This is a genomic window from Bradyrhizobium sp. USDA 4369, assembly GCF_054056435.1.
Genome location: NZ_JBSRYH010000001.1, coordinates 2,591,309 through 2,616,570, shown reverse-complemented (window position 1 = coordinate 2,616,570; position 25,262 = coordinate 2,591,309). Strand labels below are relative to the sequence as shown.

15 protein-coding genes and 1 pseudogene are annotated in these 25,262 nt (G+C 61.6%); 1 reads left to right on the top strand and 15 read right to left on the bottom strand.

Going from position 1 to position 25,262, the window contains the following annotated elements; genetic code table 11:
• Positions 1-72 precede the first annotated feature (72 nt).
• From ACVIJ6_RS11850 to ACVIJ6_RS11840, 3 genes are all read right to left on the bottom strand, one after another.
• Positions 73-1,053, bottom strand: a complete 981-nt coding sequence (locus ACVIJ6_RS11850) for a hypothetical protein (RefSeq protein WP_456772866.1) — start codon at positions 1,051-1,053, stop codon at positions 73-75.
• Positions 1,050-4,592 (bottom strand): AAA domain-containing protein, encoded by a 3,543-nt coding sequence (locus ACVIJ6_RS11845; protein WP_456772865.1) that lies wholly within the window; start codon positions 4,590-4,592, stop codon positions 1,050-1,052. Before ACVIJ6_RS11845 ends, ACVIJ6_RS11850 begins: the two co-directional genes overlap by 4 nt.
• A 312-nt stretch (positions 4,593-4,904) precedes the next feature.
• On the bottom strand, positions 4,905-5,222 hold the full coding sequence (locus ACVIJ6_RS11840) for a hypothetical protein (RefSeq protein ID WP_456772864.1): 318 nt from the start codon (positions 5,220-5,222) through the stop codon (positions 4,905-4,907).
• 24 nt (positions 5,223-5,246) lie between these two features.
• Between ACVIJ6_RS11840 and ACVIJ6_RS11835 the strand changes: the two genes are divergently transcribed.
• The gene (locus ACVIJ6_RS11835; protein WP_456772863.1) at positions 5,247-5,687 is read left to right on the top strand and encodes a hypothetical protein; all 441 of its coding nucleotides are present in this window, start codon (positions 5,247-5,249) and stop codon (positions 5,685-5,687) included.
• A gap of 326 nt (positions 5,688-6,013) precedes the next feature.
• Here the strand turns inward: ACVIJ6_RS11835 and ACVIJ6_RS11830 are convergent, their stop codons facing one another.
• The 12 genes and pseudogenes from ACVIJ6_RS11830 to ACVIJ6_RS11775 form a co-directional block, all read right to left on the bottom strand.
• Positions 6,014-9,412, bottom strand: coding sequence for a TM0106 family RecB-like putative nuclease (locus ACVIJ6_RS11830; RefSeq protein WP_456772862.1), 3,399 nt, complete (start codon positions 9,410-9,412; stop codon positions 6,014-6,016).
• A 37-nt stretch (positions 9,413-9,449) separates the two neighbouring features.
• Positions 9,450-11,687, bottom strand: coding sequence for a DEAD/DEAH box helicase (locus ACVIJ6_RS11825; protein ID WP_456772861.1), 2,238 nt, complete (start codon positions 11,685-11,687; stop codon positions 9,450-9,452).
• Entirely contained in the window at positions 11,656-12,987 is a 1,332-nt protein-coding gene (locus ACVIJ6_RS11820; RefSeq protein WP_456772860.1) for an ATP-binding protein, read from the bottom strand. Before ACVIJ6_RS11820 ends, ACVIJ6_RS11825 begins: the two co-directional genes overlap by 32 nt.
• Positions 12,984-15,059, bottom strand: coding sequence for a tellurite resistance TerB family protein (locus ACVIJ6_RS11815; RefSeq protein ID WP_456772859.1), 2,076 nt, complete (start codon positions 15,057-15,059; stop codon positions 12,984-12,986). The genes ACVIJ6_RS11820 and ACVIJ6_RS11815 overlap by 4 nt, the downstream gene beginning before the upstream one ends.
• Positions 15,060-15,581: 522 nt before the next feature.
• A protein-coding gene (locus ACVIJ6_RS11810) for an IS3 family transposase (protein ID WP_456771799.1) occupies positions 15,582-16,681 on the bottom strand; the annotation gives its coding sequence in 2 pieces (ribosomal slippage) (positions 15,582-16,429 and positions 16,429-16,681; 1,101 coding nt in all).
• A 144-nt stretch (positions 16,682-16,825) separates the two neighbouring features.
• Entirely contained in the window at positions 16,826-17,917 is a 1,092-nt protein-coding gene (locus ACVIJ6_RS11805) for an ABC transporter ATP-binding protein (protein WP_456772858.1), read from the bottom strand.
• A gap of 83 nt (positions 17,918-18,000) precedes the next feature.
• A complete protein-coding gene (locus ACVIJ6_RS11800; RefSeq protein WP_456776967.1) occupies positions 18,001-19,440 on the bottom strand; it encodes an extracellular solute-binding protein in 1,440 nt (479 codons plus the stop codon).
• A 48-nt stretch (positions 19,441-19,488) separates the two neighbouring features.
• A complete protein-coding gene (locus ACVIJ6_RS11795) occupies positions 19,489-20,526 on the bottom strand; it encodes a carbohydrate ABC transporter permease (protein ID WP_456772857.1) in 1,038 nt (345 codons plus the stop codon).
• The gene (locus ACVIJ6_RS11790) at positions 20,523-21,398 is read right to left on the bottom strand and encodes a carbohydrate ABC transporter permease (protein WP_456772856.1); all 876 of its coding nucleotides are present in this window, start codon (positions 21,396-21,398) and stop codon (positions 20,523-20,525) included. Before ACVIJ6_RS11790 ends, ACVIJ6_RS11795 begins: the two co-directional genes overlap by 4 nt.
• Before the next feature lie 8 nt (positions 21,399-21,406).
• Positions 21,407-22,330, bottom strand: a complete 924-nt coding sequence (gene rbsK, locus ACVIJ6_RS11785) for a ribokinase (RefSeq protein ID WP_456772855.1) — start codon at positions 22,328-22,330, stop codon at positions 21,407-21,409.
• 5 nt (positions 22,331-22,335) lie between these two features.
• Positions 22,336-22,791 carry an RbsD/FucU family protein gene (locus tag ACVIJ6_RS11780; protein ID WP_456772854.1) on the bottom strand — a complete coding sequence of 152 codons (456 nt, stop codon included), beginning with the start codon at positions 22,789-22,791 and terminating at the stop codon, positions 22,336-22,338.
• Between the two features lie 81 nt (positions 22,792-22,872).
• A pseudogene (locus ACVIJ6_RS11775) lies at positions 22,873-25,261 on the bottom strand (aldehyde dehydrogenase family protein).
• Position 25,262 lies beyond the last annotated feature (1 nt).

Genomic DNA, 25,262 nt, shown 5'->3' with positions numbered 1-25,262 from the left:
CAAGCCGGACGTCCGCGACAATGATCCCAGGATCCCGGCCCCAATCTTCTCATCCAGATTGACGCCCAGTTCTCATCCTGATCGTCGCGCTACAGACGCAGTACGGGACGATGAATTGTCGGAGAGATCGTCCGACTGCCCCCACAGAATATCGACCCGCACGTTGCGCGCCGCTGCGGCCAATATTGGCTTCATGAAATCGTCCTGCCGGTCCGATATGAACGTCGAATGGATAACGACGTGTTCCCGCGCGCGAGACAAGGCATCCAGGAATGCCTTCTTGTGCTCCTCGTCACCAAGTATCAGGTCGCTCTGATCGAACACCGCATCGACCACGGGTTCGGTCCAATCGGTCGGATCGGTGACCGTCACCTCCGTGCCGGCACTAGTCTTCGCAGCAGGCGTCGTGGCAGCCGACGCTGCCTTCAGTATCGCAGCGCGCAGCGGTTGCTCGGCCCGAGTGGATATATCGTCGATCACACCACCCATCACCCTGACGACCGCATATCCCTCGATCGGCAGATGCGGAGACGAATCGGAACCGATGATGACCTCGTTATCGCCCTCCAGCGCACTGTAGATCTGGCTCAGATCCTCGGCATCCTTGCGTGGGTCCGGACTCAGGAAGACCAAGGCATCGGCATCCGACGACTTCGAAACGCGATTGCGAGCCCTAATCGAAAATTCGCTACCTCGAAACGCCTGCCCGGTCACGCGATCGTAGGCGAAGCTCATAGTTCTGGGCCGAATCGTCGTCAGTCCGCGCAGCTCGCCAAACTTTATCTGCTCCTTTCCGGCGACAGTGGCCCGAAATATCGTCGCGCTCGGATTGTCGATGATCTCAACCCACCCCGCCCTCATCAGGCGGATGAACGCCTCGACGACGATCCGACGATGCAACCTAGAGCGCTTCGAGAGGTCCGCCGTCGTGGCGGGCGCCTTCGAAACGGCCTCAAGCATCAGATGCTCGATCACGCTCCACCGCCGCCCCTTCTCGACGTGGAAGCGGCGCCGACCCCGTCGCATCGGAATGGCTACTTCGATCAGGCTCATGACTTCTTCCGCAACGTGTTCCAAGGGACGATGGTCGCATCGCCGTCACGTTCTGCCGTCTCCAAACAGGCCAGAAATTTCTTCAGAAATCCAATGTCCGCAGTAGGCACTTTTTCCGAGTATTTCATCACGTGGCGATAGAAGCTCAGACTTCCGATGACGATCATGCGCCACTTCGCGCGACTGAGCAGCACGTTCATCCGACGGCTGTCCTCAAGAAATCCGAGGGCGCTCTTGATGGTCGCCTTCTCGTTGTTCCTCACGAGCGATATCAGAACAGCGTCGGCCTGGTCGCCTTGGAAGGAATCCACCGTCCCGCAGTAGCCGTCTTCGCCCAACGCCGGTTCGAACTGCAACAGATGCTTCAGCGAGGTCGCCATCTCCGACCGGATGGTCTGCCGCAACTTTTTGACCTGCTCGTTGTAGGGCGAGAGCACGGCGAGCGAAGGCCGTGAGCGATCGGTCGTTCGCAGCAGCCGAAGTACCTGCAGCGCGGCAGTCACCTCGTCCGGATTCACCCACGGCGGGGCACGATCGCCGCCGCGATAGCCGATCGTTTCGCGACTGTATGGCATGTCGACGAATATAATCGGTCTCTCCGGAAGGCGCTCGTCTGAAAACCTGAACGGTGGACTGCCGTTGCGGTACTTCTTCTCGACCTTCTCGTTCGTCTTGATCGTGCCTTCGTAGAAGCAGTCCGAGACGATCTTGGCGATCGCCGGATGCATACGATGCTGCTCATCGAGCTTATGGAAGATCGGACGCCGTACCCGACCTTGATCCGATCTCGCGCCGATCTCACCTCGAACCAGAGTTTCGAACAGCGTCAAGACGGCGAGCGTATCGGCGCAGAGCCGGCCAAAATCCGCTTCGTCTAATTCTATGACATTGAGGATTTCCTCGATACCCGGCTCCTTCTGGTACCTGGCTACGTACGGCATCGCCGCCCGCAGCGCCTTCTTGACGGATTCGGCGCTCGACAGAAGCTTGATCATGTTGTCAGCGCCATAGGGCGCCAACTGCTGGTGATCGCCGATCATCAGGCGCCGATGGGAGAGCAGAAGAGGCGAAAGCAATTCGCTGCCTGTCGCCTTTCCCGCTTCTTCGATGATCGTCCAATCGAACAGGCTGGACTCCTCGATCAATTGCTCGACCGCGGCGGAATTGGTTGTCGCGAACACGAGGTTCGCCGAACGCAGGATCATCGCCTCGAACGCGCGCGCCTCCGCTATCATCGCCCGCGCGGCCTTCGACTTGTCGGATCCCTTTGCTTTGCGGACTTCGGCCAGATCTCTGATCTTGTCGCGAACGCTCGGATCCGCCTCCTCGACCAGATCGCTGTCGGCCAGGGCTTCCAGCCAGATGTCGGCTTGGCGATCGATCTCCAGATCCGTATCGCTCGCATCGTCGTCCGCCGGCCTGGCCCGGACGGCCACCGGCTCGACGCCACTCGGCAGCATCGCCATCACTTCCTGCATCAAGTGATCGATAGCGGCGTTGCTCTGCGCCGAAAGCAGAAGTCGCGAAGTCGGTTCGTCTATGAAGCGGCGTCGTACGATTTCCGAGACAGCATACGTCTTGCCGACGCCCGGAGGCCCCTGCAGCAGAAAGAAGGGAATCGTCGAGAGAATGCTCGTCAGCGCCTCTTGCTTCGATTTGTCCAGGCTCTTGAAGTCGCTATCCTGCTTGACGGGATCGTGGCTGTCTTCGATCCGTCCGCGGGGGTCGGTCAGCATCCGCAGCAGCTCCGAATGCTCGCGCAACGTCCGGAGCGCCTTGAGACGCCGGCGCAGCTGTGTGAGCTTTCCGCGCATCTCACCCGGAATCAAGAACGCCTCGTCGCTGATTCTGGTCGCGAAGGAGCCTTCGAACTTGAAGCTTTCCCTTTGGTTCGCCGAATCGACACCGACGTATCGCCAGTGGTTTTCGACGTCTCGTTCGCCCAGCGATCCGATTTGGGCCAGGGACCAACCGTCGTTGCTCTTATCCGTCGCCTCTCCCTTGTCCAGTAACTCGGACAAACGAACCGCTGGAGAACTACGGAACAGGAGCACCTTCGACAGCGCCTCCCGCTCCTCATCGTGTCGCGATGTGGCGATCACGCCGTGATTTCCTCCTTCGGACGGACGGCCGGGCTTCACCGAGACCGGAAAGATATCGGCGACCGCGTAAGCCATCTCAAGTGCAGTGAGCAACGCAAAGGCTTCGTATTTGCGATCCAGATCCGTCTTGCGGTGCTCGGCGGGCTTGAGCGCATCGATGTGCGGCTGCCAGTGAGCCACGCGACCTCTGCGGCGGGAAAAGCTCTGCTCCTGAGCCTTGCCCGTTGGCAAAATGTCGAGCATCTCGGGAAGTAGCACTTCGGATCCCATGATCGCGTGCGGCCTGGCAAGCTCCGCCTTCTCGCAAACTGCGAACTCGAAGGTCGGAACGTCCGTGGTTTCGGGCGCCCGATAGGGCGATAGCCAGTATGTCATCTGGTTGCCGAGCAAGGCGACCTTGGCCCCGCCCGCATTGTCTTTGACCAGCGTTAGGTAGGGCTCGCCGGCAAGATCATCCTTGACGAAGGCGACCAGACCATCGACATCGTTCGCCTCGATTTCGTTGCTGGTTGCGAGGCGAATGTCCCGCGTCAACTGAGAGCGCGCATCGAGCCTGAAAGCCGCTGCGAGCTTGAGTTCTCCGCCGGCGGCCTGAGCTTGAATGGTTTCGATCACGTCGGAGATTTCCCGGCAGATCTGCTCTCCATCGAGACGTTCGACCGGGATCGTCCCGGTCAGTTTGCGCAAAATTCTCACTTCGGTGACCGAAAGGTGGTCGGCGACCTCTGACAGCAACAGACGCAGATCGATGACCCTGCCTGGCGAAACGTCGAGAAGTTCCGCGATCATCAGGCCGAGATTGCGCCAATCTTGGCCGAAAGACGCCGCCTGCGCTTCCGCCCCTCCTGCACCTGCGCGGGGGACGTCTTCAACCGTCGCCAACCGCATGGACCATTCGAAGCCAGTCAATCGAAAGTCCGGTTCATCGCCGAACGATCCGACGATCGACCACGGGTCCAGATTCCGGTGGATAATGCCCTGCGAATGTAGCAGTTCGAGCGCCCGAGCAACACGGAGAAAATTCTCCCACAACAACCGACGATTTCTCGGCAACCGCGGCGCCGACAGGACGGGTGGCTTTGCCGTCGTGCTCCGGAACGTCTCAAGGGGGTCGCCGCGGCCGGGATCAAGCACAATGTAGAAGCCATCCCTATCCGCCCCCGCCGTGATCATGGGAACAAACAGGTCATCCGCCTTCGGCACTGCGGCAAGTCTTTGTAGTTGCCGAATTTCGCTCCGCCAAATGTCCTTCATGTCCTCGTCGGAGGCGACGCCTTCGCGACTCCAGGCTTTGACCAGAACCGGTAACCCCTCCGGATTGCGAGCTCTGAAGAGAGACGGCCGCCCGCGCGACGGGTCGCCGCCCACCAAATCGTCTGGCGCAGGTTTGTACCCCTTGAGAAAGGAAGTCGTCTTCCCTGCCCTACTCTGGGCCATGATACTTCTCTCCGTCCGAACATCCTTCAGACCTCATACGACCTTCCGACCATTCAACGAAGTGATATTTTTTGACGCCCCAACCGATGGTTGATAACTGGAAATCCCCCGATGCAACCAGAAAGCAATGGAAGGCGCCGAGTTCGATCCGATCGATCGTGCGGCCTCGCTTCACCTTCCAAGAGGCCGGCTTCACCTGCCCACCGATTAGAACACCTCGAGGACGATGTAAGTCCGTCTCTTAGGCGCCAGCCATACAAAAGGATAAATCGCAAACGCCGGCTACGCGAGTAGCGGGCCCAAATGAACGTATCAATCAAGCAGGTCATATTTCACGTCGCAGACCAGGTCTCTCAGGTTCTTGCCACGCTTCTTCAGAAACTCAGGCAAAAACGGCCAATCCAAATTTTCACCCGACGCGGAAATGATCAATTGAGGTTCCTCGTATACGTCGAGGTATCCCAAGCCATTTCGATCCAGCGTCATCGATAGCCTTCTTATCCGATAATCTGAGGGGCGAGCATCTTTGATCATGATCGTCTTAAGAGCGTCGGGATGCACGCACACCCCTCCGGCATCAGTCGTTCGTCTTCCGCCGAGTTGTAAGCACTTCTCCACGATCGCTCTCATCAGATTTCTATCCGGAAGACTAACATGGCGGAGTCGTTCGACGTATGCTGTCACATACCCAACGGTGCGACCATTGATGGTATGGCTGCACTTCCGATCATCGAGGCACCTGATGTAGGCCTGAAGTTATTTCGGGACGGTAATGCCTCCCTCATTGGCCTCATCCTTTATTTCCTGCAGATAACGCTGCCGCAGCGTATCTCCAGCCGCAGCAAATCGTTCTTCGCGGTCACGTTTCCACTTCGTGAGAACCGCCAGGGTGAATTTCTTGGGATCAGTATCGACAAGCTTGTGACAAACGTTGCACAAGAAGATTGGGTTATCGAAAGCACGTCGCTGGTCTTCGCTGAGACTCTTATCAAAACGCGCTCCGCCAGGGCTTTCAGCTTTGATGTGACAGGCCTCGCCGATCAAAGTTCCGTTGGCGTTCACCAAAACGGTATTGCATCCCGGCTTCGCGCATAGGTTCCCGGAAAGGATATAGAGCTGACGAAGGGGTTTGTGCAGACGGAGCTTTTCGAGCGGTCTTGGCCGTTGCTTCCCTTCTCGCCAGCCCGCCCAGTATGTACGGCCAGCTAGACACCTTCGGTCCGCTTCGTATTTTAATCGCGGGCGAGAGACTGGATTTGTAAAGTGACTGTATATAGGAAGCAAAGACGCACAAAAAGTGCTGATGACTCCGTCTTCGTCGCGGCATCGACAAGAACGATGGGAACGCGTGTGCCAAGGAGATCGTGATCCATTAGCCTGTTGACCGAATTCAAAAAGAATTTTCGCTTCTCCCAAAGGGGTCAGTCCAGGCGCGTAGATAACTCGAGATATCGACAGAATGCGTTCGCCAGCTGCATCTGTCTCGGCGTCCGGCACTCCGCTTCGAAGAGCCGCGGCGAGGCGACGATCACGCAGATGCATTTCGCGCGCGAGGTCGCGACGTTCAATCGGTTTGCGCTATACAGAAATTCCATACCCCGGGGCGCATCGGTATGACTCGAAGTTGTCATCGAGTAGATCACGATCGGAGCCTCGCGACCCTGAAATTTGTCGACCGTCCCTATCCGTGCGCCCGGAAGGCGCTCCTGCAGTTCGAACACCTGAGCATTGTAGGGCGCTATGATCAGTATGTCGTCCAAACCGACTGGCGCCTCCGCGCCTTCGCGGTTCGTCCAGGTCGTCCCACTTTGCAATATCTCCCCGACCAGGTCACGAACGCAGTCGGCCTCTTCCGGCGACGAGCTCTGGTTACCTTCGTGCTCGACGGGCAAATATTTGAGACCCGATCCTTGGAGGCGCCCGCCGGACCGGATCGACTGGTTGTCCAGTCCGGGGCGCGGATAAAGACGGCTCTCGTAGAACATTTCCGAATTAAACGAGCATATCGACGGATGCAGACGCCACGTCTCCGGCAGGAATAGTCCGCGGTCGGGCGGGACCGTCGCATGAACACCAAGAATGTGATCGAGGGAAGATACATCGACGCCGTCGGGATGACTGCCTTGGATCGGCTGCTCGAGCTGCCGGGGATCTCCGAGGAGAACGATACTCTTAGCGGCCTGGGACACGGCTAGGACGTTTGCGAGCGACATCTGCGCGGCCTCGTCGATGAAAAGAACGTCGACACTTCCCGCGGCATCGGTCCTTGCCCAGAACCAGGCCGTCGCGCCCCCGACGTTGCAGTCGGAGCGCAGAGCGTCAAGAAAGTCCGCGTTGTCGGACGTGAACCGGAGTGGCGGCCGGTCGTCCTCCCTTTCGGATACCTTCTGGATGCATCCGAACTCGATACCTTCCTTGCGCGCCGCCACGAGCACCTCGTCCAGAAGGTTACGGATCACCTTGTGGCTGTTCGCGGTTACGCCTACGGACTTTCCGTTCTTCGCCAACGCGCAGATCATGCGAGCGCCCGTGTATGTCTTGCCAGCTCCCGGCGGTCCCTGCACCGGCAGGACGCTTTGGTCGAGATTGAGCGCGGCTCGAATGGCCGCGGCGAGCGTCTCCTCGCCCTCGACCTGAAACGCTTGTCCGCGCAGCCGAGGCGCGGCACCTATGAGTAGATCCCGCGCCGCCTTGTGATCGCCGTCGCCCTCCATCCCGTGGTCCGCCACATACTCGCCGAGCCGCATCAGGGAATCGGCGAGCACCTGGGTGTCGACGTAGCTATGGGCGAAGATGGCCGCGGGATGATACGTCGCCGTATCTCCACGCTTCTTGATGTCGATCGTTCGTTCGTCGAGTGAAATCCCCACCGCGCGCCCGAACTTGTCGCCTCCGACGCTCCTGAGTTCATCACCTTCCCGGATGTCCGTGTCCTGAAGCACGAACGCGTACCGGTGGATGGGTGCCTTGGCGGTGCCGCCCACTTGGTTCAGGAAGGTCATGTCCGACAGGCCATCGCGCTCGTGAAGCAGGTCCTCGGCGGACAGGTCGCGAAGCCGGAAGTATTCCCACCAGACGGCTTTCTTCTCCCGACCGTGCCAGTCGAGCATGAAGGCGAGAAGCCAGCGAGCTTGTTGTTCGGGGCTGCGTTGCAAGACGTCGTCCGACACACCGAGGGTGAGCCGTGCCACGAGTGCAGCGACCTTCTTCTGCCACTCGTCGAGCTCGGCGCTGATCTCGGCGGTCGGCCCCGCCGGCCGCTCGACTGTCGCGCCGGCCGCGACCAGAGCCGTTCGAACCGTCTCCAGCCAGTTCCGCAGAGCTTTGGTCGAGACACAGTCGTCGCAATTGTATCCTTCGACCGCGATCTTGTCGGCTTCGGGAACGCCCGATGGGTCGGCGAGTTCCAGCCGCGCCTGCGTCCGGGCCATCGCGGCTCCAACGTCGGCCAACGGCACGCTCCGGACAAAGCCGTAGAGCGGCTCAAGCTTCTTTATCGAATAGCTTTCCACGCTCGCCCTGATGGCATGGCGTACGACCGAGAAGAGATCGACGAAGATCTCCCCTCGAAGAAGATTGTCGACTTCATTTTCGCGCGTCGCGTAGCGTCCCATCAGACGCTTCATCGCCGCCGGTTCGTAAGGGGCGAAGTGAAAGATATGAAGGCCCGGGTATTCCTTTAGACGCAGCGTCACGAAGTCGACGAAACGTTCGAACGCCGCCCGCTCTTCCTGCCTGTTGGAAGCCCAGTCTCCGACATATCGCTCCGCCCCGTCCGCATCGATGAAGACGTATCCAAACAGAAATTCGAGACCCCCGTCGCCCACGAACGGATCTCCTTCGAAGTCGAAGAAGATGTCGCCGGGCGAAGGCTCGGGAAGACGCGCCAACCCGAACCCCGGCACCGGAGCGAGCGTTTCGTACAGGATCTTACCGGCTCTGATCCCTTCGATTTGGATTCTCGCCTGTTCGCGTATCTTCTCGAAGCTCTTGGCGGCACCGCGATCAGGTCTCCAGGGAAGCGGCAGAGGCACCGCCGCGAGCTCCGTGGTGGTGTTGACCCCTCGCCTTTCCAATTCGCCGATTTGGGATTTGCTGATGCCTGCGACCAGCGACATGTGGTCGTCGGCCCTCCTCCTGTCGTCGCACTGACGGCGCCAACGGCAGATTTCACAATGCTCGATCGGTTCGGGATAGGCGGCGACAGCGTCTCCGCCGGAGACGGCACGCTCGAGGCTGGCCCTCACATGGCGGTAGTAGGCGGCGTAGTCGGCGACGCGATGCTCTTCGGGCGAGAAATCGTTTCCCGGTGTGATGACCAAAGCCGACTCCGATTCGCAACCCTGCATCTTGGAAAGAAGATCGGAGTACAGCGATATCTGCAGGACCGTGTTGCCCTTCGTTTCCCGGGACAGCTTCGTGTCAGTCACCTGGTACGACCATGCCCCCAGCCGGCTGGGCTTCTCCACGCGAAGAAGGACGTCGGCCCGCCCGCTCCATACACCGTCCTGCAGCGCCGCCTGCACGATAGTGGCGTCACCCCTGCCGAGAGCTTCGCGGGTGGCGGCAACCGAGATCGCGTCAACGCCCACGCCCTCGATCAGGGTGGCGACCGCACCGTTCGAGGTCAGGTGACGGACGTAGTCGCGCTCGTGCAACGCACCGCGCTCCGCCAACGTCTCAAGCACCGGGTCCCAGATCTTCGGCATGGCGAGCTCGCCGTTCACGACCTTGACGTCGAGCGCGGTCAGATAGCCGCAATTCAGATGCCCGACCAAATCGCCGGCGCTGAGAAACAGCTTCCCATCCGCTCTGTGCATTCCGCCTCCTCACCGATCGCGATCGCCTTGAAAATAGCTACGCGCCGGCGGCCATCGCTGATATATCGGCTATTCGGCCGCGGTTCTGCTTGGCCCACAGCGAGCGCGCCAACCCTTCCGGCACCTGCTCTCTGAACTTTCCGGTCTTGACGTTAGCGACGAACGCCGAAACGACCGCCGGATCGAACTCGTGCATCTGTACGAGCTTTTGCAAGATGGGCTGGAGTTCTTCCTGCTTGACCTTGGAAACCGACACGCCCAGTTCGTGTACCCCGGATTTGAGGCCGGCCATGGCCAGAGCCGCGCTGAACACTGCTGTCGCCTGAGAACCCCGCCAGAGAAAGACGTGCATGTCCCGATCTTCGGGCATCAGCCAGCGGTGCTGTAAATCCAGATTTCTGAACATCTCGCGCCCTTCGGACAGAAGCTTCCGAGCCTTCTCGTCGAGATAGGGCGGGACATCGCTCGCGAGATAGACCGATCGCATCTCCGCCACCAGCCTGTCGTGCGCGGGTTCGCCGTTAGCTGGTTCGAAGCGCGGGACGACGCCGCCCGGATGCGGCGCGACGACCAGGGTCATCGTCTGCTCGTCAAGGTCCTGCACGATCCATCGTCTCCCGGCGAAGACAACCAGGCCGTCCTTATGGACGGGATGGGTGATCGGCAGCGTTCCGAGAGTCCGCCCGCCGACCGTCAGCCGCCACTCTTCGCCAGACTCGAAGACCGCGAAGAAGCTGCGCGACTGCGCCGTCTTTTCGCCCTCCTGCCCGAGCATGAGCGTACCGTCCTCGGCCTGCTCGACGAAGCGCACGTCGCGTGATCCAAGATGGCGCAGCAGGTTCATGAAGTCGTTGGTCGAGATGGACGCAAAAGGACCAGGTCCACACAGAAGGTCGTACAGCGGCTTGGGTCTGATGCCGCCGCGCTCAACGATGACCGAGAGTATCTGGTGGATCAGCGTCGACGCGATCTCTGGAGACGTGCCGGCTTCCTCCACGAACCCCTGAAGAAGAAGTCTGACGACCGCGACGGACCTGATCGTGTTCGATCGAAGGCGGTCCAGTATCCCGGACTTCCGATCGATGTTCGGTTCTCTCAGGTAGATGCGTAGGACCGACGGTGTACCGCGGCGTCTGCCGGTCCGACCGAGTCTTTGCCTAAGCGACGCCAGCGAACGCGGCGCTCCTATCTGAGCGACCGACTTGACCGAGCCGATGTCGACGCCCAACTCGAGTGTCGACGTGCAGACCGCTGTCGTGGGCCACTTCCCGTCCTTGAGGCGGTCCTCCAACTCCTCCCGCAATACCTTCGAAAGGCTACCGTGGTGAGGATAAAATTCGTTCGGCACGTTCAGCTTTTCAGAGCGTCGGCGCAGCCGGTCGGCCGTCGATTCCACAGTCCGCCGCGATCCTCCGAAGACGAGATTGTTTTCACCTCGCAGCGTCTCGAACAGATGATCCGAGATCCAATCGAGCGCGATCCGATGCGGCAGGCCGTCCTCGTTCTCCGTCCCTCCCTCGGCGTGATCGGGATCGTCGAGATCAGGTGGCTCGACGTATCCCCTGACCTGGAGCCTCAGTTCCGGCGCATCGGACTTCGCCAGAAGTTCAGCCACACGATCCGGATCTCTGGGCCGTAGCCAGGCGCGCGCTTGCCCTAGATCGCCGATCGTCGCAGAGAGACCCACCCTCCGCGCCGGGCGGGCCGCCATTGCGTCGATGCGGCGGAGCAGGCTCGCTACATGCAGTCCTCTCGGTCCCTGGAGGAAGGAGTGGAGTTCGTCGATCACAATAAATTCCGCAGCCGACAGCAGCCGCTTGGCGTCAGCAGGACGGCGGACGAACATTGCCTCGATGGACTCCGGCGTGATGAGCGCGATGCCGTCCGGCCTACTTATCGCTTTCTTCTTGTCCGCCTGCGGCGCATCGCCGTGCCACTTGACTACGGGGATCTCCATGCTTTCGCAGAGCTCTTCGAGACGCCTGAACTGATCGTTGATGAGTGCCTTGAGCGGACTTACGTACAGAACCGAGAAGCCGGACGCCTTCCGGTCAGCTATCGAAGTCAAGATCGGCAGAAACGCCGCCTCGGTCTTTCCGGCGGCGGTTGTCGCCGCAATCAGGATGTCGCTGTCGCCGTCGAGCACCTCGACGATCGTACGGGCCTGGATTTCGCGGAGTTCGTCCCAGCCTTGGTCGCGGATCCAGCGGCGGATCTTCGGGTGGAGCCGGTGATAAGCGGATTCAAGTCCCGATGCGGAAACTGGTGAGCTCATCTCCATCTCCCGGTTGCGGTCCGCCCTCGGGCACCATCTCCTCCTGGCCGTGCAGATCGGCGGAGATCTGAACTTGACCCAGCAGATCCTGCCATTTGGCGCCGGGATTCTGCTCCAGAACCGAGAGCAATTGGACGAACGCCTTCACCGTCGTCCGGGGCGTCCGGAAGTACGCTTCACCAATCCGTCGATCGCAATGGTTCATGAACGCCTTCAGAGCCTCGTCCGGCACCAGATTGTTGGAGGGATCGCCTCCTGCAAAGACGTTCCTGATATTCGACAGCAGGACGAGGAGGTCCTCCGGCGTCAGGCTCTGGAGGTTGATGACCGGTCCCGAGAGGTCCACGAGACCTCCCGTCGCGAATTGGTTCTCGGCGAGGCGCGACTGCAGCGCTTCGTAGCTGAACAACCCTCGCCGGGTGTCCATCAGGAACGATGGCGTTCCGCACATCATGAATCCGATGTTGGACGTATTCCCCTGCAGGGCGTCGTTGACGATGCGCAGTATCTGCTCGAAATTTAGCTTCCGCGCTTGGGCACTCTGCAGCTTGTAGATGTTCACCATCTCGTCGAACATGACGAACAGCCCGGCATAGCCGGCCACCTTGGTCAGACATGCGAGCGATTTCAGAGAGTCGTACACGCTGTCGTCATCGATGATCGTACGGACTCCGAGCGACTTGTTCGCCTCCGTCTTTGTAGAGAACTCCCCACGCAGCCAGCGCAAGGCAGCGGTCTTGAGTTCTTCGTTCGACGTTTCGCTGCCGCGCCAATAGGCCTTTAGGACGGTCGCGAAATCGTAGCCGCCGACGAATTCCTGTATCGACGCCAGCCTCTCGTCGATGACCTTCTCGACCGCGATCTGCCGCTCACTCGCCTCCTTCACGGCGTCCGTCACCAACCGCTCCACAACCGCCGCCAACGCGCCGCCTTCCGGCTTGGTCCGCGTAGCCATGTTGCGGACCGCTTCGGAATACAGTGCTCTGGCCTGGCCCCCTCCGGCATGGATGCGGCGGTCGGGCGCTAGATCGGCATGGACGGTGACGCACTTCCGCTCCAGCGCGATCAATCGGATCAGGTTCGCGAAGAAGGTCTTTCCGGCGCCGTAGTCGCCGATCACGAACCTGACGGCGGCCCCACCGTCGGCGATACGGTCGACGTCGCGAAGGAGAGCACCGATCTCCGCGGCTCTGCCGACCTGGATGTGCGGAAGGCCCACTCGCGGAACCACGCCTGCGCTGAGCGCCTGAATAATCGTATCCCGTTCCTTCGGCTTGATTGCCTTCGGCGCTTTGCTCATGTCGTCGTCTCTCTCAATTCGGCCAACCGCGACCGTAGCTGGGGCGCCATGACGATCTCATCGCCCTCCTCCAGCAACGGCTCGTCGAAGTGGTCGAAAGACCAGTCGTTGATGCATTCAAGAGCGCCTTCGGGAAGGAGCTTCATGGCGCGTGCGCGCTCTTCAAATTCGGCTTTGGAAATGGAACCCTTGAGCTCGATTTGCTCAAGCAGTTCGGTGTGCTGGCGGTCCAGGCCTTCAAGGGACGCGCCGTTCGCGGTGGAAGCGATGGGCGTCTCGACTTCGGAAGGTGCCGGTTCTTCCTCAAAGATGTTCGCCAGCAATTCGGAAACGGCCGCCGTTTCGCGTTGCGTCCGGGCGAGACGCACAGCATCGATCTTTATGCCAGCAGCATCATTCGGCGGAGCGGGAGCTTCCTTGGGAATCGGAATGCCCACCTCGCGCCTTTCGTCCGAGACAGCGACAGGTTCGTCGCTTCTTGGTACCGCCCGGTGCAGTTCGGAATAGACACGCTCCTTAGGCAACCCCAAAGACTTGTGCAGCCGTTCGAGAAACTTGACGTCGTCCGCATCGACGTTGCCGCTACCACCCACGACGGCAAGCGCGGCGTCGGCGATCGCCTCGCGTTCGGCATCGCTCCGTTCCGCCAGCCGCTTCATTACTCTCGACAGCTTCGGCGGACTGTTGAAGGTCGTGACGGCGAAAGCGATAAGGCGGGCACGCTCGATCGCGCCGAGGTTGTTTCCGTCTCTGATCCCGGCGATCACACGGGACATCTCGTCTCCGGATGTTTGACCATCCGCTGCCGCCGCGAGTACGGCGACTTCGACTTGAGCCTTCATCGTGCGGTAGGCCGGACGCTCGAAATCGACGTGACCGCCGCCTGGAGCACTGAATAGGAAAACCTGATCGTCCAATTGCGGAACGGCGCTGCCAAACCGGCGATCAGGCTCGATGGCGATGTCGACAAGATCTAGCACCTGACTCAATTGGTCGGCGAGACCAGGCGCCACCTTGTCCCGCATCTCGAAATTCGCCGCCCGTAGAACCGTCCGCATCTTGCTGCTCGCGCTGCCGTGGCCGCCCATGATCTCCGACAGACGCGCCTTGAATTGGTGCAATGCCTCGAACCCGATCTCCAACAAGAGATCGGCAGGAAGCATGAGCGCGGCCTGCACCGAATTTCTCGCTTCCGGCCTCTTTCCCAGCAATCGGCTGAAACTATCGAGTTCGTCGGTACAATCCTGCAGCAGCTGCCTCAACGGCTCCGGTGATATCGCCGTCTTTACGACGTCCGGATAGTCTTCGTGCGGTCCCTCGATCTGGGCGTTGAAAGCGCTGCTTGCCGCTTGATATCGGATCTCAATGTTGCCCGTCGTCTCGACAACGAACCCTTCAGGGAACCTCGCCCGAAACCGGAGGTGCCACAAGGCGACGAATTCGTCGAAGCAACGGACCGCGGCCGTACGTAGGTAGACGTCCTGCAGCGCCAAGACCCAGACAAGGGCGTCCTCCGACAACAGAACCCGCGACAGCGACAGGCGACGTCCCAAGTGGATACGCACGCCGAGGTCCATCTCGGACGAATGCGTACGTTCAGGCGACAATGCGGGAACGGGAAGCGGAATGCCGGCCGCGCATCTCGCTGCGTCGAGGAAACGTTTCGCGTACCCTTGGAAGGAGTCGCTGTCCTTTCGCGCCGCCACAAGTCTTTCGACTTCGGCAATAATTTCCGGAGCGCTAGCAAGATCGCGCTCAACGAACAGCCGGTGCTCCAATCCGTAGAAGAACAGAAAGACATGCCCGATGCCGTACGAGGTCGACCGCCGCCCTGTGGACATCCAATCGAGGAACGCGCGCCTCGCGGCAGGAGACACGTCGGCGTAGGACGGCCAGTAAGGCATCGAATTCCCGGCAACGTCCGGCCTGGGCGATTTCGCGCTAAGCTGCGGGTTCACAGCGTAGCCGTCTATTTCACGGTTTTCGAAGGAGAGAGCGCGTCCGAGGTAGAAGAGCCCTGAGGATATGTCCGCGCCTTGAACCGTTACGAATTCCCCCGATCGAACCCACACCTGGCCGAGCTCGGTCGGTCGCGGGAGGCTCCTGCGTTGGATTGTCCAGACCTGACCTTCTGCATGGAGCCAATCCTCGCCATGCTTTCGACCGGGCTTACGACAGGGACCGTAGACTCCTTGCGCTTTCCGAACCTGACGAGAAAGAAAACGAGCGCGAGAAGGACGCAAATCGTCCCAACCGCGGCCAGATGTTCCATGACGAACTGGTAGACCGCCGTCAGGACCGCAAAAAGCGCGCCCAGCACGATCAGCAAGCCAGTTCCCGCGTTTGATCCTCTCTTACGCCGCCCCATACCCCGTCAGTCCGATGTCTGGTCGAGTGATAAAGGCATAGCGTGTGACGGGCGACCAGTGCAATCGGCCATTGTTCGATAAAACCCGCCAGCGGCTGCTCGCGATATCGGGCTTCGTAATGACCTTGCCCCCAAGTTTTATCCAGGTCTGAGTTCGTTCGGGCGGTTGGATTGAAGTGCTCCCCGAAACTAGGCCAACTGAGGCTGGAATTTTCCGGGGTTAGGCTCATGCCGGCGGGGGCGCCGATGAGCCATTCAACAGCGAAATCGGCGCCTTGTTGCCGATCGCGCTATGTGGCCGGACCTCATTGTAGTCTCTACGCCAATCCTCCATTTTCTGCCGGGCATCGTCAAGGCTCAGGAACCAGTGCGTGTTCAGGCACTCGTTTCGGAACTTGCCATTGAAGGATTCGATGAAGCTGTTGTCGGTCGGCTTGCCTGGCCTGGAGAAGTCGAGAATGACATTCTTCTGGTAAGCCCAGATGTCGAGATCGCGGGAGATGAACTCCGACCCCTGATCGACGCGAATAGTCTTGGGGTAGCCGACGGCCTTGCAGACGCGTTCCAAAGTCAGCACGACATCCTCGCCTCGATAGCTGAAGCGCGGATCGACGGCTGGTGAGAAGCGACTGAAGGTATCGACGATCGTAAGAACCCGGATCTTGCGGCCGGTAGCGAGCTGATCGTGAACGAAATCCATCGCCCAAGTCTCATTGATCTGAGATGCGTCGGTACGATCCTCGCGCAGCTTGGCCTTGACGCGACGTCTCGGCGTTTTATTGCGCAATTGCAGGCCTAATTCCCTGTAGAGACGATAGACGCGCTTAACGTTGACGGCCCAACCGTCACGTTGCAGCAGGACATGGACCCGGCGATATCCGTATCTCACCCGCGTCTGGCAGACGTCCTTGATCCGATTTTTAAGGGCGGCCTGGTCGCCGCGCTTCGACTTGTAGACGTACAGTGCGCGATCGATCCGAAGCGTCGAACAGGCCCGCCTGATCGAGACCTTCCAGTCGCTCCGCACCTTGTCGACAAGCTCCCGCTTGCGGCCAGGCTTCAGAGCTTTTTTGAGAGCACATCCTGCAGCATGGCCTTGTCGAGCGACAAGTCCGCAACGATCCGCTTGAGCTTGGCGTTCTCCTCCTCGAGTTGGCGCAGCCGCTTCATCTCCGATGGCATCAGACCGGCATACTTCTTCTTCCAATTGAAATACGTCGCCTGGCTGATCCCGGCCTTGCGGCAAACCTCCGCAACCGCCGTACCGTCCTCAGCCTGCTTCAGAACAAATGCGATCTGAGCCTCCGAAAACTTCGATGCCTTCATGGAACTCTCCTCTGTCCCGGGTGGGATCATAAGTGGAAAATTCCAGTTCAAACTGGCCTAATTTGGCGGGGGCACGTCAGCAGAACCCCTTACGGCGTTCTTCGCGAGCGATGGCGATGTGGACCGCCGCGCCGGTGCCGCCGTTCAGGGAATGGCCATCCCCGTCGCCTTGTCGAAGAGGTGCGTTCGCTCCAGGTCGAGAGCGACGTCGATGAATTGATCGGGCGCCGCAGCCACGCCCACCGGCATCTGCGCCGTGAACGGAAACGCGCCGACGGTGCCGATCACCAGCGTATGCGGCCCGAGCGGCTCCACGTCCTTCACCAGGAGGCGGATGCAAGCGCCCGCCGGGGCGTCCTGCCGCAGCACGTGGTCGGGCCGCACGCCGAGCACGACCGGCTTGCCGACGCTGCCTGCATAGGCGGCCTCGCGGGATTTCGGCAGTGTCAACGCCGTTCCGGACGGCTCGGTGAACACCAGCGCGCCATCGCGGGCGAGGATTTCGCCGTGAATGAAATTCATGCTGGGCGCGCCCATGAAGCCCGCCACGAAGAGATTGCTGGGCTTCTCGTAGATCGTGATCGGATCGGCTGCTTGCTCGATCCGGCCGCGATTCATGACCACGACGCGATCGGCCATGGTCATGGCTTCGACCTGATCGTGCGTGACGTAGACGATCGTCTTGGCGAGACGGCGGTGCAACGACTTGATCTCGGTCCGCATCTCGATGCGGAGCTTGGCGTCGAGGTTCGACAATGGCTCGTCGAACAGAAACACGTCCGGACTGCGCACGATGGCGCGGCCGATCGCCACGCGCTGGCGCTGCCCGCCGGAGAGCTGCTTGGGCCGACGGTCGAGATATTGCTCGAGCTCGAGCACCCGCGCCACCTCCTGGACGGCTTTCGCGATGCTGGCGCGTGGCTCGCCGCGCACCTTCATGCCATAGCCGATGTTCTCTCCGACCGTCATATGCGGATAGAGCGCGTAGTTCTGGAAAACCATCGCGCAATTGCGCAAGCCGGGACGCAGCTGCGTCACATCGCGCTCACCGATGCGAATGGTTCCGCCGGTGACCGTCTCCAGCCCCGCGATCATACGCAAAGTCGTGGTCTTGCCGCAGCCCGACGGGCCGACAAGCACGACGAACTCCTCGTCGGCCACGTTCAGATCGAGCCCCTCGATGATCTTGTAGGGCCCGTATGCCTTGCTGACGTTCTCGATCTCGACGCGCGCCATGGAATCCTTTTTCCGTCCTCTCTGTCGACGGCCAACCAGCCCGGATGAGGCTCACGCATCATCCGGGCAGGCCTCAGCGAACACTACTTCTTGGGCGGAAGTCCCATCGCCGCACGATAGGCGGCGAGTTGCTTCGCGCGACCGAACTCGTCGGTCAGCCGATTCCATTCCTTCGCGACCGCGTCCAGCGCGGCCTGCGGCGTGGTCTGGCCGGCGAGCGCCTTGCCAAGCTCGATCTCCACGACCTCAGTGTAGGAGAAATAGCCGGGCAGACGCATATCGAGCGCGACGTTCTTGCCGTTGATGGATTCGGCCTGCGCGCCGAGATATTCCTTGGCTTCCGCTGGCGAGAAGATCTTGTTCCACAACTCCAGATTCGCGGTGTGCGACTTGCGGTAAGGATTGACACCGGTGCCGCCGGTAATCGCAGCCTGGCCGGAGACTTCGGGACTCGTCAGCGTCTTCACGAAATCCCATGCCGCCTTCTGATTCTTGCCCGCCTGGGGGACGCCGATCTGCCAGCCTCCGAACGCCATGAAGGGGGTCGGCAGGACCGCCGGGAACTTGTCCCACTTTTTCGTCTTCGCGTTCCAGATCTCGTCGGAGCCGGGCAGGATCGCCGAGCCGACCTTGCCTGAAATCTTGGACTGCTTGGGGTCAGCCGCGATCACGCCGGTGTCGCCCCAGCCGATCGACTCCGCGACTTGGCCGCCGGCGACCGCCGCGTTGACCTCGCCGAACGAGAAGTTCAGCGCGTTGGGCGGGCCGAGCTTGGACGCGCGGATATACTCTTCCAGCCCCTTCACCCAGCCGGGATTGTTGATCTGCGCATCCATCGTTTCGGGGTCGAAGAACATCGCGCCCGGATAGTTCGGATTGTTGGTGTAGGCAGCCGCGTGGCTGAAGAAGAACCAGAACTGCTGGCCGCCGCGACGGAAGGCTTCCGCGGTGCCCCAAAGTCCCTTGTCCGGACGCTGGAAGAACTCCGCGATGTCGAGATATTGCTTCCAGGTCTTCGGCGGTGCCAGGTCGTAACCGTATTTGGCCTTGAAAGCGTCCTTCTCCTTGGGATCGCTGAACAGGTCGGTACGATATGTATAGGTGTGAACGTCACCGTCCATCGATTGCGAATAGATCTTGCCTTCCCACACCATCAGGCGCTCGCGATAGGCCGGCTCGATATCGTCCCAATCCTTGCCGGACTGCATGTCCTTGGGCATCTCGCTGAGATAGGGAACGAAGTCAGGCAGCCATGCCGGGGCGAAGCTGACCAGATCGAAGGTCGCATCCGAGGAGGTCAGCGACGTGACGATCTTCGGATAGAGCTCAGACCATGGGAACTCGACGACATTGACCTTGCCGCAGGTCTTCTTGGTCCATTCGTCCGCGCCAAGCTTGAGCGCGGAGGCGATATACGGTCCGGTCTGCGTCGCCACCGTCAGGGTGACGCCGGAGTAATCCGGGCTACAGGCCGCATGCGCCTGGCTCGCGGCGCAAGCCATCGCGAGCGAGGTGGTCAGCATCAGAAACGTCCGTCGTAACATCGTCCAGTCCTCCCTAGATGATTTTTGCTATTTGATTGCCCCGAGCAGCAGGCCCGACCGCATCATGCGGCTGAGCAGGCCCGCCATGATCATCATCGGCACGATGGCGACGAGCGCCGCGGCGGAGATCGCCCACCATTCGTCACCGCGCTGACTGTTCTGTCCCGCCACCAGGATCGGCAGCGTCTGCCATCTGGAATTGGTCAGGAACAGCGCGAACAGGAACTCGTTCCAGACAAAGGCGAGCGTGATCATGAAGGTCGCGAGCAGCCCGTTCATCGACATCGGCACCACGATGCCGAGAAAGATGCGCCAGCTCGGCACATTGTCGACCATTGCGGCTTCCTCCACCTCGATCGGGATCGCCTCGAAGAAGTCCCGCATCAGCCAGACGACGATCGGCAGCGAGAACGCGACGTAGCACAGCGTCAGGCCGAGATAGCTGTCGACGAGTTGGAAGCCGAGCCGGCCGATTTCGCTGTAGAGCAGATACAACGCAAAGGCCGTGACGATCGGCGGGAACATGCGCTGGCTCACAAACCAGAACAGGATGTCCTCATTGCCGAGGATCGGCCCCGGCAGCGGCAGCCGGTTGGCGATGATGGCAACGACCAGCGCGATCGGAAACGCGAGCAGCAGCGCCTGCGGCCGGTTGAATCCGAGTGTATTGTTGAACAGCAGGTAGCCGCCCAGTGCCAGCAGCAAGAAGATCAGCCCTGCGCCAAAGCGAACCTTGAACTCGAAACGCACCAGCGCGTAGGCCGCCATCGCACCGATCGCCGTCGCGATCGCCGCCGCGGACAGGCCGACGATCGTCGAGTTCAGGAACGTCCGGAAGAATTCCCCGCGGATCCCCTGGTAGAGATCGATGAAGGGCTGCAGAGTCGGCGTGAAATCGACGAAGGGAATGTAGGTCGGGCCACCGACCACGCCCGGCGGCGTCTTGAAGGCGGTCACCACCACCCAATAGAGCGGAAACGTCGTGATCAGACACCATGCGAGCACGCCGACCGCGACAAGGCGTCGGCTCCAGCTCGACAGTCCGGTAAGGCCCCGCCGGCTCATCGCCGCTTCTCCAGATGCGGCCGCAACAGGGCCAGATAGGTGACGCCGATGATTGTGATGGCGATCAGGAACAGGAAACTGAGCGCAGACGTATAGCCGAGATTGAACTTCTTGAAGCCCTCCTGATAGGCGAACAAGGTCAGCGTCTCGGTATCCACGCCGGGTCCACCGCCCGTCATCACGAACACGGTGTCCATGATCTTGTAGCTTTCGATCAGGCGGACGAATACGACCGCGCCGGAGATCGGCAGCATCATCGGAAACGTGATGCCCCAGAACTGCTGCCAGGCGCTGGCGTTCTCGAGCTCGGCGGCCTCGTAGACGTCTTCGGGAAGCGTTTGCAGGCCGGCCAACATCATCAGGATGACGAACGGCGTCCACTGCCAGATCTCGACGGCGATGATGCAGGCCAGCGCCCAATGTCCGTTGGTCAGGAACGGCAGATTCGCCAGACCGAACATCGACAGCAGCTGGTTGAGCGGTCCCATGGTCGGATTGAAGATCATGCGGGCCACCAGTGCGACGGCAACAGGGGCCAGCAGCATCGGCAGCAGCAGGGCGACGCGAAACAGCCGTTCGCCCGGCACACGCGCATTCAGCGCGAGCGCGACGACGAAACCAATCACATACTGCAACCCGACAGCGATGAAGGCGATCAGCGTCGTCGTCAGGATCGCATTCCAGAAACGCGGCTCCTGCAGAAGCGAGGCGTAATTGCCGAACCACACCACGCGCGGCGGGATCGGCGGAATCAGGCGATAGCTGAGGAAGCTCGTGGTCAACGAGTAGATCAGCGGAAAAATCGAAATCGCCAGCACGACGAGCACCGCCGGCCAGATGAAGACATGCTTGATGGGATCATTCCGCAGCATGGCGCCGATCACTTCTTCAACAAGGCCTCGATCTCCGGCCGCCGCGGCATGGCAGGCGCAGTCCCGGCGCGCGTCACGGAAATCCCGGCCGTCGCCGAGCCGAAGCGCGCCGCCTCCAGCGGATCGGCGCCGCCCGCCAGCGCGGCCGCAAAGCCGCCAACGAATGCATCGCCCGCACCGGCCGTCTCGACCACCTTGCCGGCGGCAAAGGGCGGCACATGCAACGAATGATCTCGCCCGTGGAACAGTGCGCCGCGCTCACCCAGGGTGATCAGCGCGGTCCCGGCCCCCTTGGCCAGCAGCGCGTCTGCCGCCCGGCGCGCGCCGGCAAGATCGCTCACCGCGATCCCCGTCAGCGCCTCGGCTTCGGTCTCGTTGGGAACGACGTAATCACACAATGCAAACAGGCGGTCGTCGAACGCTGTCGCGGGAGCCGGGTTGAACACCGTGATACTGCCCGCAGCCCGCGCGATCTCGAGCCCGCGCTGCGCTGCGGCGACCGGCTGTTCGAGCTGGGTCACGAACACGCGGCTGCCGCGGATCGCATCCGCCGCCGCATCGACATCCGCCGCGCCAAGACCATCGGCCGCGCCGCTCACCACGATGATGGCATTGTCGCCGCGCGTCTCGTGGACATAAATGAAGGCGGCGCCCGTCGGCGCGTCCGACGTCCTGGCCACGCGCGGCCGAATTCCCTCGGCTTCCCACGTCTTGACCGCGAGCTCGCCGAAGGCATCGCTGCCGATCCGCGAGATGAAGGTCACCTCCGCGCCCGCCCGCGCGGCCGCGACGGCCTGGTTCGATCCCTTGCCGCCCGGTCCCATGGCAAATCCCGAGCCTGCGATGGTTTCGCCGATCGCAGGCATGTTGCCGGCCCGGAAGGCCAGATCGACGACGAAGATGCCGAGAACGGCGACGCCACTCTTGCTCATGATCGTCACTCGACGTCCGGGGCGATGACGCCCTTGCAGAACAGGAAACAGCCGTAGAAGCGCCGCTCACCGGTGGCGATCACGCAATAGGCCCGCTTGGCTTGCTCATAGAAGGCATGGCGCTCGACCCCGACCAGCGGCCAGGAGCGCCCCTCGGCGCGGTCGATCACGGCCTGGACCTCGCGCTGGACCGGAGGCACCTCCTGGGGCTGGCCGACGATCTCCATCCGTATCGCGGCATCGTCCACGAAGGTGTCGAGCGGCATCACCGAGAGAATGGCTTCGACCGCCTTCGCCGTGCTGACATTATCAATGCGGAGCAGCTCGCCGAATGTGGTCTGGCGCGCAATGGAGTCAGCCGGGAAATTGGTGTCGCAGACGACAAGACGATCCCCGTGCCCCATCGCGCGCGAGGCGTAAAGCACGTCGGCATTGAGCAGTGGATTGATGCCCTTGAGCATGGTGTGTCCTCCCTCGTCTTTAAAAATCGCCCGGACTCTGACGGTCCGGATGCCAATCCATCTCACCGCAAGGTGACGATTCTAGTCTCCATAGGGAATCCAGATATTCTTCACCTGAACCGCGTGGCGCAGCAGGATCGGCCCCTCGCTCGCCGCCCTGTCGTACCAATCGAGCGCCAGTCCATGGTCGACCAGCGTCCGCTTGAGATTCCCGACCGACAGCCGCTCCGCCATTGTCGAGGCCTGCTGCGAGCCGAACACCCAGAGTGCGTCGACATCGTCATGCTCGGCAAGAACCTTTGCCAGCGCATCGCGCTCGCCTGTCACGATATTGACGACGCCTGCCGGCACGTCGGACGTCTCCAGCACCTGATAGAAATCGGTGGCAGCCAGCGGGTGCCGCTCGCTCGGCACCGCGACAACACGGTTGCCCATCGCGATCAGCGGTGCCACCAGGCTGATGAAGCCCAGCAGCGGCGCCTCGTCCGGACAGACCGCCCCGACCACGCCGATCGGCTCGTGCATGGCAAGCGCGACGCCGCGCAGCGGCGGTGTGTGGATTGTCCCCTCATATTTGTCGGCCCAGGCGCCATAGCTGAACAGCCGCTCGATGCTCGCCTCGACCTCCGCGCGCGCCTTTGCCGGCGAGACGCCGGTCAACTCGCCGATACGCCGCGCGAACTCGTCGCTGCGCGCCGACAGATTCTCGCCAAGGTAGTAGAGGATTTGGGCGCGATTATGCGCCGTCGCCCGAGCCCACGCTTCGGCGCGAACGCGCGGCGGCCACGGCGTTACGGATGTCCTTCCGATTGCCCTCACCGACTTCACCCAGGGGCTTCCCCTTCGGCGACAGCACCGCGCGCGCATAATTTCCATCGGGGCGGACCTGCTTGCCGCCGACAAAAAGCTTGGCGGTCCTGTCGATCGACGGCGTGCCGAACCCGGCGCTCTCGGTTGAAGCTTCGGGGAGCGGCGGCAGCTGGGCGCGCGCTGTCCGGCCGCTCCACGCCTTCGGCTTGAGATATTCGTAGATCCCTTCCCGGCCGCCCTCGCGGCCGAAGCCGGACTCCCGGTAGCCGCCGAAGCCGACGCTGGCATCAAACAGATTGGTTGCATTGACCCAGACCACGCCGGCCTGAAGTTTTGGCGCGATATCGAGCGCCAGGCCAATGGTCTCGCTCCACACGCTGGCCGCAAGCCCGTAGCGCGTGTTGTTGGCGAGCACCACCGCCTCATCCGGCGTGCGGAACGTCATCGCGACCACCACGGGTCCGAAAATCTCCTCGATGGCCACGGTCGAGGACGGCTGCACATTCCACAGCAAGGTCGGAGGATAGAAGCAGCCCTCCGCGGGGATGGCACCGGATGCCTGATACTTCTCGGCCCCCTCCTTCACCCCGGTCTCGACCAGCGCCTTGATCCGCTCGAGCTGCACCGGTGCGACGACGGCGCCCATGTCGATCGTCTTGTCGAGCGGTGGGCCCACGCGCAGCGTCTCCATGCGGCGGATCAGACGCCTGCGGAACGCCTCTGCAATCCCCTCCTGCAACAACAGCCGCGATCCGGCGCAGCAGACCTGCCCCTGGTTGAACCAGATCGCATCGACCACGCCCTCCACGGCGCCGTCGAGATCGGCATCTTCGAACACGATGAACGGCGACTTGCCGCCGAGTTCGAGCGTCAGCGATTTGCCGCTGCCTGCGGTCGATTGCCGGATCAGACGACCAACCTCGGTCGAGCCGGTGAAGGCAATCTTGTCGACGCCGGGATTGTCGACCAGCAAGGCGCCGGTGGTGCCGTCTCCCGTCACCACGTTCAACACGCCGGGCGGCAGGCCGGCTTCCGCCGCCAGCTCCGCGAACAGCAGCGCGGTGAGCGAGGTGAACTCGGCCGGCTTCAACACCACGGTGTTGCCGGCCGCGAGCGCAGGCGCGATCTTCCAGGCCAGCATCAGCAGCGGAAAATTCCACGGGATGATCTGGCCGATGACACCGACCGGAACGTGATCGGCGAATTCTCGCTCCTGCAATTGCGCCCAGCCAGCGTGATACAGAAAATGGCGCGCAGCCAGCGGCACGTCGAGATCGCGGGTTTCCCTGATCGGCTTGCCATTGTCGATCGACTCCAGCACCGCAAACAGGCGCGCGTGACGCTGCAGCATGCGCGCCAAGGCATAGAGATGGCGAGCACGGCCGTGGCCACCGAGCTTTGCCCACGGCGATTGCGCCGCGCGCGCGGCGCCGACGGCAGCCTCGACATCGGCGGCGACGCCTTGCGCGATCCTGGCCAGCGGCTTGCCGGTAGCCGGCTCGATCGTCGCCAGATGCTTACCCGAAGCGGGCGGCGTAAATTTTCCGGCGATGAAATGCCCGAACGTCGCCTCGTGCCGCTTCAGCCAGGCGCGCGCCTCGCCGTCCGCCTCGGGCGCCGAACCATAGTCCATGGTGTCAAAGTAATGCGCGATACTCATG

What these genes read in the sequence shown, in the direction of transcription:
- ACVIJ6_RS11850 (WP_456772866.1), bottom strand. Translation starts at nt 1,053, where the DNA reads ATGAGCCTGATCGAAGTAGCCATTCCGATGCGACGGGGTCGGCGCCGC.
- ACVIJ6_RS11845 (WP_456772865.1), bottom strand. Translation starts at nt 4,592, where the DNA reads ATGGCCCAGAGTAGGGCAGGGAAGACGACTTCCTTTCTCAAGGGGTAC.
- ACVIJ6_RS11840 (WP_456772864.1), bottom strand. Translation starts at nt 5,222, where the DNA reads ATGAGAGCGATCGTGGAGAAGTGCTTACAACTCGGCGGAAGACGAACG.
- ACVIJ6_RS11835 (WP_456772863.1), top strand. Translation starts at nt 5,247, where the DNA reads ATGGCGGAGTCGTTCGACGTATGCTGTCACATACCCAACGGTGCGACC.
- ACVIJ6_RS11830 (WP_456772862.1), bottom strand. Translation starts at nt 9,412, where the DNA reads ATGCACAGAGCGGATGGGAAGCTGTTTCTCAGCGCCGGCGATTTGGTC.
- ACVIJ6_RS11825 (WP_456772861.1), bottom strand. Translation starts at nt 11,687, where the DNA reads ATGAGCTCACCAGTTTCCGCATCGGGACTTGAATCCGCTTATCACCGG.
- ACVIJ6_RS11820 (WP_456772860.1), bottom strand. Translation starts at nt 12,987, where the DNA reads ATGAGCAAAGCGCCGAAGGCAATCAAGCCGAAGGAACGGGATACGATT.
- ACVIJ6_RS11805 (WP_456772858.1), bottom strand. Translation starts at nt 17,917, where the DNA reads ATGGCGCGCGTCGAGATCGAGAACGTCAGCAAGGCATACGGGCCCTAC.
- ACVIJ6_RS11800 (WP_456776967.1), bottom strand. Translation starts at nt 19,440, where the DNA reads ATGCTGACCACCTCGCTCGCGATGGCTTGCGCCGCGAGCCAGGCGCAT.
- ACVIJ6_RS11795 (WP_456772857.1), bottom strand. Translation starts at nt 20,526, where the DNA reads ATGAGCCGGCGGGGCCTTACCGGACTGTCGAGCTGGAGCCGACGCCTT.
- ACVIJ6_RS11790 (WP_456772856.1), bottom strand. Translation starts at nt 21,398, where the DNA reads ATGCTGCGGAATGATCCCATCAAGCATGTCTTCATCTGGCCGGCGGTG.
- rbsK (WP_456772855.1), bottom strand. Translation starts at nt 22,330, where the DNA reads ATGAGCAAGAGTGGCGTCGCCGTTCTCGGCATCTTCGTCGTCGATCTG.
- ACVIJ6_RS11780 (WP_456772854.1), bottom strand. Translation starts at nt 22,791, where the DNA reads ATGCTCAAGGGCATCAATCCACTGCTCAATGCCGACGTGCTTTACGCC.